General features: G+C 72.9%; 8 protein-coding genes. 1 reads left to right on the top strand and 7 read right to left on the bottom strand.

Annotation, left to right across the window (positions count from 1 at the left end; all coding sequences use genetic code 11):
* The first annotated feature begins 47 nt into the window (after nt 1-47).
* On the top strand, nt 48-1,031 hold the full coding sequence (gene rlmB / locus IC607_RS10730) for a 23S rRNA (guanosine(2251)-2'-O)-methyltransferase RlmB (protein WP_191787370.1): 984 nt from the start codon (nt 48-50) through the stop codon (nt 1,029-1,031).
* A gap of 181 nt (nt 1,032-1,212) precedes the next feature.
* On the opposite strand, the gene IC607_RS10735 is transcribed toward rlmB, so the two are convergent.
* The 7 genes from IC607_RS10735 to IC607_RS17860 all read right to left on the bottom strand — a co-directional run bounded on the left by IC607_RS10735 (nt 1,213) and on the right by IC607_RS17860 (nt 11,419).
* Nucleotides 1,213-2,496, bottom strand: coding sequence for a DUF4032 domain-containing protein (locus IC607_RS10735; protein WP_191787371.1), 1,284 nt, complete (start codon nt 2,494-2,496; stop codon nt 1,213-1,215).
* Nucleotides 2,497-2,586: 90 nt separating this feature from the next.
* Complete coding sequence (locus IC607_RS10740) at nt 2,587-3,708, bottom strand: ABC transporter ATP-binding protein (protein WP_191787372.1); 1,122 nt, start codon at nt 3,706-3,708, stop codon at nt 2,587-2,589.
* Nucleotides 3,709-3,902: 194 nt separating this feature from the next.
* The gene (locus IC607_RS10745) at nt 3,903-5,465 is read right to left on the bottom strand and encodes a PQQ-binding-like beta-propeller repeat protein (RefSeq protein ID WP_191787373.1); all 1,563 of its coding nucleotides are present in this window, start codon (nt 5,463-5,465) and stop codon (nt 3,903-3,905) included.
* A 21-nt stretch (nt 5,466-5,486) separates the two neighbouring features.
* A complete protein-coding gene (locus IC607_RS10750; protein ID WP_191787374.1) occupies nt 5,487-6,953 on the bottom strand; it encodes a PQQ-binding-like beta-propeller repeat protein in 1,467 nt (488 codons plus the stop codon).
* Between the two features lie 20 nt (nt 6,954-6,973).
* Entirely contained in the window at nt 6,974-8,404 is a 1,431-nt protein-coding gene (locus IC607_RS10755) for a PQQ-binding-like beta-propeller repeat protein (RefSeq protein WP_191787375.1), read from the bottom strand.
* Between the two features lie 45 nt (nt 8,405-8,449).
* Entirely contained in the window at nt 8,450-9,934 is a 1,485-nt protein-coding gene (locus IC607_RS10760) for a hypothetical protein (RefSeq protein WP_191787376.1), read from the bottom strand.
* Nucleotides 9,935-9,961: 27 nt separating this feature from the next.
* Entirely contained in the window at nt 9,962-11,419 is a 1,458-nt protein-coding gene (locus IC607_RS17860; protein WP_191787377.1) for a PQQ-binding-like beta-propeller repeat protein, read from the bottom strand.
* Between the last annotated feature and the right edge of the window lie 5 nt (nt 11,420-11,424).

The raw sequence follows: 11,424 nt of genomic DNA on the forward strand, positions 1-11,424 counted from the left end.
TCAGCGGGTCCTTCCCGCACTCATCCGTAGACGAAAGAAGACATCTCATGGCCGGCAACTCCCAGCGCCGAGGCGCCACCCGCAAGGCGGGCTCCAAGAAGGGCGCCCAGGTCGGTACCGGCGGGCACGGGCGCAAGTCGCTCGAGGGCAAGGGCCCGACGCCCAAGGCGGAGGACCGCACCTACCACAAGGCCTACAAGAAGCCGGGTGCCGAGAAGCGGGCGACCTCCGGCCGCCTGGCCGGGTCCGCCTCCCGCAGCGCGGCCGGCGGCCGCGGCGGGCGCACGTCGTCGACCCACGAGATCGTGTCCGGCCGCAACTCCGTGGTCGAGGCCCTGCGCGCCGGCATCCCCGTCTCGACGGTCTACATCGCGTCGCGCCTCGAGGCCGACGACCGCACGCGCGAGATCATCTCGGTGGCCGGCAACGAGAACTACCCGATGCTCGAGGTCTCCAAGACCGAGCTCGACCGCCTCACCGACGGCTCCGTCCACCAGGGCGTCGCCATCCAGGTCCCGCCGTACGCGTACGCCGACGACGAGGACCTCCTCGACATCGCCGAGACCGTCGGCCAGGCGCCGCTGATCGTCGCGCTCGACGGCGTCACCGACCCCCGCAACCTGGGCGCCGTGCTCCGCTCCGCCGGCGCGTTCGGCGCGCACGGCGTGCTGGTGCCCGAGCGTCGCGCCGCCGGCGTGACCGCGTCGGCGTGGAAGGTGTCCGCCGGGGCCGCGGCCCGCGTGCCCGTCGCCCGCGTCACCAACCTGACCCGCACGCTGCAGGCCTACAAGCAGGCCGGTGCGTTCGTCGTCGGCCTCGCCGGTGACGGCGACGTCGCGATCGCCGACCTGCCGTACGCGACCGACCCGCTCGTGCTCGTCGTCGGCTCCGAGGGCAAGGGCATCTCCCGCCTGGTCCGCGAGCAGTGCGACGCCATCGCGTCGATCCCGATCGCGTCGGCCGTCGAGTCCCTCAACGCCGGCGTCGCCGCCGGCATCGCGCTGTACGAGGTCAGCCGCCAGCGAGCCTGACCCCGACGACGCCGCGATCGACGCGTACCAGCACCGCCACGCGAACACCATTTCCAGGCCACTGCCCCGGCGGCAGGCCGAGCGGGTGGTCCGTGCGGCCGAGAAGTACGGCACGACGGCGCACCTGCGGTCAGCGGCCGACCCTGGACGTCGCGAGGACTGGCCGACGTGACGCGGTGACTCAGCCCAGCTCGATGTCCGGGACCTGCGGGAACTGCGACGTCTCGCGGATGTCGCCCGCCTGGACGCCCAGGATCGACTGCTCGTCGGGGCGGTTGGGCAGGATGTTCTTCACGTAGCTCTTGGCGGCCTCCTTCATGGGGACGTCGCGCTGCTGCTGCTGCGAGAGGTACCAGCGGTGGTCCAGGAGCTCGTGGAACACCTGCGCGGGCTCGAGCTTGCCGCGCAGCTCGCGCGGGACGCGTCGGACGGCGGGCTCGAAGACGCCCGTGAGCCAGTCGTGCGCGACGAAGGACTCGTCCTCGGCCTGGCGGTCGGTGGCGGCGCGGAACTCGTCGAGGTCGTTGAGCAGGCGGCGGGCCTGGTTCTCGCCGACGTCCAGTCCGGTCAGGCGCATGAGGCGGCGGGAGTGGTGGCCGGCGTCGACGACCTTGGGCTGGATGTGGACGGTCGTGCCGTCGACGTCGGTGGTGATGTCCAGCTCGCCGACGTCGAAGCCCAGGTCGTTGAGGCGGTCGATGCGTGCCTGGACGCGCCAGCGCTCGCCGTAGCCGAACGTCTCGACCTCGGTCAGTGCGCGCCACAGGTCGGTGTAGCGCTCGGCGAGGGCGTTGCCGATGGCCACGGCGTCGACGTCGTCCTCCAGGAACTCGCCGGCCTGCAGGTCCATGAGCTCGCCGATGATGTTCACGCGCGCGACCTCCAGGTCGTACGCGCGCTGGCCCTCGGACAGCTTGTCGTGCAGGTCGCCCGTCTCGGCGTCCACCAGGTACGCCTCGAACGTCTCCGCGTCCCGGCGGAACAGGGTGTTGGACAGCGACACGTCGCCCCAGTAGAAGCCGGTCAGGTGCAGCCGCACCAGCAGCACGGCCAGGGCGTCGATGAGCCGCGTGGCGGTGTCGGGCCGCAGCGACTGGCTGAACAGCGCGCGGTACGGGAGCGAGAACTGCAGGTGCTCGGTGATGAGCACGGCCTCGAGCGGCTCGCCGTCCGGTGCGCGGCGCCCCGTGATGACTCCGACCGGCTCGACCGACGGGACGTCGATGCGGCTGAGCTGGCGCAGCAGCTCGTACTCGCGGTACGCGACGGTCTCGCCGATCTCCTTGATGGCGATGACGCGCCCCGACAGCCGGGCGAACCGCACGATGTGGCGCGAGATGCCTCGCGGCAGCGCTGCCAGCGTCTCCGCGGGCCACTCCTCGAGCGGGACGTGCCACGGCAGGTCGAGCAGGGCGGGGTCCGGCGAGGCCGCGGTAATCTGCAGCCGCTGCGGGGTGGGGCTCATGACCCCATCCTGACAGTTCCTGGTGACAGCGGAACGGCGGGCCCGCGGTGCGGGCCCGCCGTTCGCGGGTGGATCAGGTGGTGCGCTGCGTCAGAAGCGCTCGCCCGAGCCGGCGTGGAACAGGTGCTGCTCACCGGCGCGGATCTTGATGCCGATGGTCTCGCCCTTGCCCGGGACCTTGCGGGGGTCGACGCGGACGATGAGCTGCGCGTCGCCGGCGCCCGAGTGGACGTTGGCGGCGCCGCCGAACTCGTTCGTCAGCGAGCCGTAGACGAACGCGTCGGAGCCGAGCTCCTCGACGATGTTCACGATGACCGGGATCGCGTCGGGCGTATTCGCGGGGACGACCTCGACCGCCTCGGGGCGGAAGCCCATCGTGACGTGGTTGCGGTCCTCCTCGGTGAACGCGTCGATGATCGAGCGCTCGACGGGGATGCGCGTGCGGCCCAGGTTGGCGTGGCCGTCCATGACCGGGAACGTCGCGATGTTCATGGCCGGCGAGCCGATGAAGCCGGCGACGAACACGTTCTGCGGGGTGTCGTACATCTCGCGCGGCGTGCCGACCTGCTGCAGGAGGCCGTCCTTGAGGACCGCGATGCGGTCACCCATCGTCAGGGCCTCGGTCTGGTCGTGCGTGACGTAGACCGTGGTGACGCCCAGGCGGCGCTGCAGCGACGCGATCTGCGTACGCGTCTGGACACGGAGCTTGGCGTCGAGGTTCGACAGCGGCTCGTCCATGAGGAACACCTGGGGCTGACGCACGATGGCGCGACCCATGGCGACACGCTGACGCTGACCACCCGAGAGGGCCTTCGGCTTGCGGTCGAGGTACTGGGACAGGTCGAGGATCTGCGCAGCCTCCTCGACACGCTGACGGATCTCCGCCTTGGGCGTGCCCGCGATCTTCAGGGCGAAGCCCATGTTGTCGGCGACCGACATGTGCGGGTACAGCGCGTAGTTCTGGAAGACCATCGCGATGTCGCGGTCCTTGGGCTGCACGTCGGTGACGTCGCGGTCACCGATGCGGATGCTGCCGGCGTTGACGTCCTCGAGACCCGCGAGCATGCGCAGGGAGGTCGACTTGCCGCAGCCCGAGGGGCCGACGAGGACGAGGAACTCGCCGTCCTCGATGTGCAGGTTGAGCGCGTCCACCGCGGGGCGCTCCGTGCCCGGGTAGACCCGGGTTGCGTGGTCGAACGTGACCGAAGCCATGGTTGAACCATTCCCTTCACCGGCAGGTACGTGCCGGACGATCCGTTGTGAAAGGTGTCAAGTGTCTTCACTGACACAGAACGAGGCGGGCCGTGCGGCCCCCCTCGGTCTGGACCCAGTCTCGCACACGCCTGCTATGACCTCGGCCACACCAGGTCACAAGGCGGTATCGATGCCCCGGTCATCTCGTCGGCTCAGCCCAGCACGTCCAAGCCGGCGCTGCTCGCGTCGGTGCTGTAGTCGATCGAGGTGAGCAAGCCGAGCGACGACGCGACGAACGTGTCGCTGCGCCCTGTGCCCGGTGGCAGGTCACGACCGGCCAGCGGGGCGCCGTCGTCGAGCGCGAAGGCCTTGAGCCGCGAGCCCCATCGCGCGTAGACGGCGCGCCCGTCGGTGAGGGCCTCGGCGGGCTGGGGCACCTGCGCCGGGCTGTCCATCAGCGGCTGCGCCCAGCGCACGTCGCCCGTGCGTGCGTCGATCGCCTCGAGCGTCATCGACGGTGCCGTCGCGTCCGAGGTGTTGCCGACCGACAGGTAGATCACGCCCCCCAGGATCGTCGCCGGTCCCACGCTGCCTGCGGGCACCGACCACAGCTCCCAGCCCGTGCGGGCGCTGCGCGCGACGAGCCGCTCGCGCTCGTCGTCGTCGACCAGCAGCAGGTCCGGGGCGCTGCCGTCGTCGACCGTCGCGGTGACCGCGTACCCGTGGGCCGTGAGCCACTGGCCGTCCGTCAGGAGGATGCGGCCGTACTGGAGGTCGTCCGAGCCAGCTGCCTGAGGGATCGCCTGCAGCGCTCCGCCGTGGGCGGGCATGACGTAGTGGTCGGTGCCGACGTCGGCCTCACGCACCACCGCGCCGTCGGCGACCACCCACGCGTGCCCCTGGTCGACGAGCATGAGATTGCCGTCGAGCACCGTCAGGCTCGTCTGCGCCTGATAGCCGGCCTCGGTCGGGACGACCCGGACCGGGTCGAGTGTCAACGCCCATCGCGTCCCTCCGTCCGGGGCACGGGCGTCGAGGGACCACACGACCTCGCCGTCGCGGGCCGCGGAGGTCGCGACGACCATCGTGTCCCCGACGACGTTGCCGACCTGCAGCGGGGCCGCGCGGCTGGAGGTGAAGGTCCGTGCAGGGACGTCGACGACGACGAGCTGCGTCGCCTCGGGCTCGGCGGCCTCACCCCACGGCGTCAACCAGCCGACTGCGCACGACGCGTAGCGGGTCCCCATCGGCGCGCACACGGCCGCCGCGCCGCCGGCGTCCGTTCCCAGGTCGGCAGTGCCGTCATCCGTCTCGTCGGACTCGTCCACCCCGCCTCCCGCGGCGCGCGCGGCCCGCGCCGCACCCGTAGCGATCGCGTCGACCACGCTCGGGTCGAGCGCCGCGTGCACGCTCCAGACCACATCCCCCGACGACCGGTCGAGGACGCTGATCGTGAAGCTCCGGTGGCCGTCGTCGACGGCGGCGTGCACGATCCACCCGTCCACCTCGGCGGACGAGTACGCGAAGGTCTGCGCATCGGGCCGTGTCCAGGCCACCCGCAGCGTGTCGGGGACGGGCAGCAGCACGCCGCGGACGTCGTCGAACCGGGCCTCGTGCGCGTGGCGCCGGGCATCCATCGTCGTCTGGACGCCCATGAGCGCACCGACGACGACGATCGCACAGGCCAAGATCCACCAGCGCCGCCGCCGCGATCCCGGCCGCGGCTGCGCAGGTACGTCGTCCTCGTCCAGCTCGACCTCCAGCAGGTCCCCCATGGCGCCCAACGTAGCGCCGGGTCAGCCCACCGCGGTGATCCGGTTCACGTTCCCGTCCGCGTCTGCCGTCCTGACCGTGAGCATGCCGCTGCTCGCGTCGGCGATCGGGAACCTGCCCGATGTCGCCGGCAGGTCGCGGACGGGTTGCTGCGTACCGTCGTCGATCGCGAACGGGACCATCGAGTCGGGTCCGGCTGCGTACACGTACCTGCCGTCGGTGGCGAGCGTCTGGAGCTGGTTCCAGCCCGACCGGGTCAGGTCCTGGGTCCAGCGGCGCTCTCCCGTGCGAGCGTCCAGGGCGACGAGCGAGAGGCCGTCGTCGCCGACCAGGGCGTACACGACGCCCCCGAGGATCATGGGAGTGATCCACCCCTGGGGCAGCGTCCAGCGCACGCGCCCGCTCGTCGCGTCGTGCGCGGTCATCAGTCCGGTGCCGTCCCGCGTCAGCACGGCGTCGGCGGACCCGTCGTCGACCGACGGTCGCACCAGGTCGCCGTCGACGCGCGTCTGCGTGTGCCCCGGGGGCTGCAGCGTCACGGTGGACCTCGGGCCCTGGGTGATCGACCCGTCCGGCAGCACTGCGATCTCCCACGGGGTGCGGAGCAGCACGCCATCGAGCAGCTCCGTGGTCGTGTCCCGCGCCAGTACGTCCTCGGCGACGGTCGCACCGCCGTCGAGCCACCACAGATGGCGCGCCGCGGCGAGGACCACCATGCCACCCGACGCATGCAGGGCGGTCTCGTCGAAGTGGGAGTTGTCCGGGTCGTTCGTCGGGGCGGGCACCGCAACGGCGGCGAGCGTGCGGTGCCAGACGGGTTCACCGCTGGTGTCGCGGGCCTCCACAGTCCAGGTGACCTCGTTCCCGACAGTCGTCGACGTGGCGGTGACGATCTCACCGTTCCCTGCGGCCCACAGCTCCTCGGAGACCGGGCGCCGTGCGGTCACGGCGCCGTTCGTCGCATCGACGACGACGAGCGCGGGACGGGGCATCTGGTCGCTGCGATGGTCCGGCTCGACCACGCAGGCGACGCGCGGGCCGCCCCCGACCGGCTGGCACTCGACGTACGAGTCGTCGTTGTCCGGGGGCAGGTCGACCGTCCCGGAGACGGTCCATGCGTCGTGGCCCGACGTGCGGTCGACGCCCCGGATCGTGTAGGTGTCCCCCTCGGTCTTCGCCACGACCAGTCGGCTCCCTGCGACGATCGCGCCGTCCAGCGGGGCACTCCCGCTGTCGTCGACGTCCTGCGACCACAGCACGCGCGGGGTGGCGGAGACGGGCGCGAGAACGCCGGGCACGTCGTCGAAGCGAGCCTGGTGCGCGCGCTCGCGGGCGTCGAGCACGGCCTGGCCACCGGCCAGCAGGCCGCCGACGACCACAACGGCACCGGCCGCGACGAGCCAGCGCCCGCGTCGGCGCGGTTGGGCATGAGGGGCCCCGGCGGACGGCTCGGCGTCCCCCTCGACCAGCTCGACCTCGCTCAGCGCCACGCGCGCAATCTACCGACATGTCAGCGCAGGGCGACGACCGACCCGTCCTCCAGCGAGGCGAGCAGGTGGCCGGTGCGGCCGTAGAAGCCGAGCGAGACGACCGACGCGCCGATGCCCGGCACGTCGGCGACCGACGCCGACCACCGCGGTGTGCCGTCGTCGATCGCGTAGGCGTCGACCGTCGACGAGCCGCTGGTCACGAGGAGCGACCGGCCGTCGGTGGCGAGCTGCTGGGCGCGGTGGTCGAGCGTCCGGTGCCAGATGAGGCGGCCCGTGCGTGGGTCGCGGGCCTCGATCGCCTCGGGTGAGCCCAGGTACAGCCGGCCACGCAGCATCATCGCCGCGTTCGGGCTGCCGGCGGCGGTCCAGAGCACGTGACCGTCGTCGGCGGAGCGCGCGACGACCTGTCCGGCCCCTGCCGCGGCACCGGCCGTCACGACGACGTCGGCCGCCGACCCGTCGTCGGGCGAGACGTCCAGGTCGCGGTCCGCGCCGGGCAGCTGCGTGCCGTCGGCCAGCACGACCGTCGATCGGTAGCCGCCGGTCCCGGTGCCGTCCTGCCGGAAGCCGAGCAGAGCCCCGCCGCGCAGGCCCGTCCACCACGCCCCGTCGTTGCTCACCTCGGTGCGCAGACGCCCGTCCGCGCCGACCGACCACATGTGCCCGGGCACGACGAGCAGGACGCCGTCGTCGACGTCGACGAGCTGCGGCGTGTCGAGCATCAACGTCGACGTGCTCGTCACGGGGTCGGTGGTGAACGTCCACCGTGACGCGCCGGTGACGGGATCCGTCGCGTCGAGCCGCCACCGGTCGTCGTCGGCGGGCTGCGCGACCAGCAGGTCGCCGCCGTGTACCGCGAGCTGGGCCGTCATGGGCAGCGTGCGCTCGGCCAGGACCTCGCCCGTGTGCGGTTCGAGCACCCACAGGTGCCGGTCCGGGCCCGTCACCTCCCACAGCCCCGAGTTGGAACCGGCGGTGCAGACGGTCACGTCCCCGCCGGCGCGCGCGACGGGCAGGCACCACGTCCAGGCGCCCGGCCCGGGGGTCGGGACCACGGGCGTGGTCCACAGCACCGCGCCCGTGGCCTCGTCGCGACCGATCAGCCGGAACCCCTCCTGCCGCGACGAGCCCGCGACCACCACGCCCTGCGCCGGTGCGCTCCACACCGCGCTCGCCTGCTCGGCGGGCAGGCGCCACGCCACCCGCAGGTCCGACGACAGCGGACGGACGATCCCCGGCACCGACGCGAGCGCGGCCACCTGCGCGCGCTCGCGGGCGTCGCTCACGCCCTGCAGCCCGACGACGACCACGACCACCGCCGCACCGACGGCGACCGCCGCGCGCACGTGCCGGCGCAACCAGGGAGGGGACGGCACCGCAGCGACGGGGCCGGGCGCACCGACGAACTCGTCGGACTCGACGAGGTCGACCGACCGCAACGCTGCGGACATGCTCCGACCGTACGCCCGGCGCCGGGCGTACGCCGGGCGACGCGGTCAGCCGAGCACACCGTCTCCCGAGTCGGGCTTGCTGCCGACGTCCAGCACGACGCGGAGCAGGCCGTCCCCGGCGAACACGTGGTTCACCGGGCCCAGTGGCGCCAGGTCGACGGAGGGAGCGGGGCGACCGTCGTCGAGCGAGAGAGCGCCGGCCACGGCCGGCCCGAGCAGGTAGATCGCGCGGCCGTCGGTGGCCAGCTCAAGGTTCCCGACGAGGCTGATGCCGCGCACGGCTTCGCTGGTCCATCGCTCCCGCCCCGTGCGTGCGTCCAGCGCGACGACCGCCTGCGTGTCGCCGTCGGGACGCGTCAGGACCAGCGCGTAGACGGTCTCGTCCAGGAGCAGCGCGCTGTCCACGGCGGCGGCGGGGTGCGACCAGAGCAGGTCGCCTGTGGTCGCGTCGTGGGCTTCGAGGGGCCCCTGGCTGGTGGGCTCGTCGGTGCGCTGGGCGGAGAGCACCACGGCGTCCGCGCTTCCGTCGTCCACGCCGATCTGCAGGGGGATGCCGGCCAGGGGGTTCCAGCGGCCGTCCCGGGTGACGAACCCGGCGGGCTCGGACGACGGGGATCCGTCCTCGTTCGCGTAGGGGAAGCTGACCACGACGCCGCGGTCCAGCCCGTAGAAGCGTCGGTCCTGGGTTCGCAGCGACCGGGTCACGGCACCGCCGCGGTCGAGCAGCCAGAGGTGACCCTCGGCGGCGAGCGCGACGAGACCGTCGTCGGCGCTCAGGCGGGAGCTGTAGGCGGGACTGCCGTCGGGGTTCTGGAAGAAGTAGACGGGCGGCAGCGCGCGCGCCCACGTCTGCCTGCCCTGCGGGTCGTGGGCCGTCAGCGTCCACGTGACGTTCTGCCCCACCGTCGTCGAGGTCGCGGTCACGACCTTCCCGTCGTCGGCGGTCCAGGTCCGGATCGTTGACACCATGTCCGAGAGCACGGTGCCGTCGACGGGGTCGAGCACCAGGATGCGCGTCGAGCGAGGGTCGTTCGCGATGTAGCGGGGTCCGACCTCGTCGACCCCGCACGCGACGAGCGTGCCCATCGGCACGCACTGGGCCGTCGGGGTGTAGTCGTCGGTCACCCAGGTCGCCGCCTCGCTCGGGTCGCCGAGCGGACCTGTGACCGTCCACCGCGCCTTGCCGGTCGCACGGTCGGTGCCCGAGATCGAGTACCCGGCCTCGCCGAGGGTGCCGCCGACGAGCACGCCGCCCACCTCGACGGAGTTCGCGAGGCTGCGTCGGGTGTCGTCGTCAACCGCCCAGACCACCTGCGGCCGGCGCGGGACCGGGAGCAGCACGCCCGGCACGTCGTCGAACCGTGCCTCGTGCTCGCGGTGCCGCCGGTCCAGGACCACCTGACCGGCTAGCACCAGCGCACCGACCACGACGATCGCGCCCGCAACCCACCACCAGCGCCGACGCACCCGCGGCAGGGCCGTTGCCGCCACCTCGTCCTCGAGCAGCTCGACGTCCCGGAGTCCCCCCATGTCGACGCAATGTAGCGGTCGGCGGCCTCAACCGAGGATGATCCTGGACAACTCGTTCCCTTCCTCGTCGTACGCGACGCGCATCAGCACGCCGTCCGACGCCGTGTACCACTCGTTCGCGTCCGAGCCGGCGTCCAGGGGCGGCGCGACCAGCGACACGGCCGGCAGGCGGGTGCCGTCGTCGATCGCGAACGCCTCCATCCTGGTGTTCTCGATCAGGTAGACGGCGCGGCCGTCGGTGGCGAGGTTGCCGGTGGCGACCGCGTCCTGGCTCCACAGGGTTGTACCCGTGCGGAGGTCGATCGCGTCGACCGAAGGGCCGCTGGCGCCCCTACCGGTGTGGGTCGAGGGGTTGACGTACAGCGTGCCGCCCAGGACCAGGCCGGAGTAGACGTCGGTCACCGGGACGGCCCAGCGGCGCTCACCCGTGCGCGCGTCCAGGCCGACGAGCCCGTCGCGCGGTTCCTGCACGACGAGGGTGTCGGGGGCGCTGCCGTCGTCGACGAAGCCGGTCACCGGCCACCCCGAGAACTTCACCGGGTCGCCGTCCAGGGGCACGAGCGTGGCATCGACGCCCCACGAGTCGGCGTTCGTGTCGTTGACGGGTTCGGCGATCTCCAGAACGCCCGGCTCGACGACCGCCACGTTCGCCCCGGCCTTGACGGTGCGGCGGTCGGTGACGGTGCCCGCGTCGAGCACCCAGACCGTGCCCTGGTCGGTGAACGCCACCCGGTCGCGCGCGGCTGACAGCCACAGCGGGAGGCCCGGGGTGTAGGAGTCCTCGGACTGGCGTGGCGCAGGCTGCACCGTGACGGGGTCCAGCGTGGTGCGCCACTGCGTGGTCCCGTCCGTGCCGCGGGACTCCAGCGTCCACGTCACTGTGCCCGCCTGCGTGCTCGATGTCGCCGTGACGACGTGGCCGCCGGCGGCGACCCAGGTCCGGATGCTCGCGCTGCGGTCGTCCACCCGCGTGCCGGTGGCGGCGTCGAGGACCAGCAGCCGCGTCCGCACAGGCTCCGAAGGGGTCCATGACGGCGTCGTGGCGCCGAGGGCGCAGACGACCAGGTCGTCCTCGCCGACCGGGGCACACGTCACGTCGCCCGCGGTACCGGCCGGGACGTCGACGGTCGTCGTCCACCGCGCGGCACCGGTCGCCCGGTCGAGCTCGCGGACGGTGAACCCACCGGCGTCGACGAATCCCGAGACCAGGTGGCCGTGCACGTTCGCAGCCCGGTCGAGGCCGTCGTCGCGCGGATCGACCGTCCATCGCGCGCGTGCCGTCGCCGACGGCGGCAGCAGCACCCCGGACACCGCGTCGAACTGTGCGAGGTGCGCCCGGTGGCGGGCGTCGAGCCACGCCTGCCCCGCGAACGCGAGCAGCAGCACGACGGCGACGGCCGCAGCGATCCGCCACGGGTGCCGCTCCCGCGCTCGCGGCGGCGGCGCAGGGTCACCCTCGATCAGCTCGACGTCCACGACGGCCACGCGGT

Source organism: Cellulomonas sp. JH27-2 (assembly GCF_014837175.1).
Taxonomy (GTDB): domain Bacteria; phylum Actinomycetota; class Actinomycetes; order Actinomycetales; family Cellulomonadaceae; genus Cellulomonas.

Coding starts and splice junctions, on each gene's coding strand:
- rlmB (WP_191787370.1), top strand. CDS start 48: ATGGCCGGCAACTCCCAGCGCCGAGGCGCCACCCGCAAGGCGGGCTCC.
- IC607_RS10735 (WP_191787371.1), bottom strand. CDS start 2,496: ATGAGCCCCACCCCGCAGCGGCTGCAGATTACCGCGGCCTCGCCGGAC.
- IC607_RS10740 (WP_191787372.1), bottom strand. CDS start 3,708: ATGGCTTCGGTCACGTTCGACCACGCAACCCGGGTCTACCCGGGCACG.
- IC607_RS10745 (WP_191787373.1), bottom strand. CDS start 5,465: ATGGGGGACCTGCTGGAGGTCGAGCTGGACGAGGACGACGTACCTGCG.
- IC607_RS10755 (WP_191787375.1), bottom strand. CDS start 8,404: ATGTCCGCAGCGTTGCGGTCGGTCGACCTCGTCGAGTCCGACGAGTTC.
- IC607_RS10760 (WP_191787376.1), bottom strand. CDS start 9,934: ATGGGGGGACTCCGGGACGTCGAGCTGCTCGAGGACGAGGTGGCGGCA.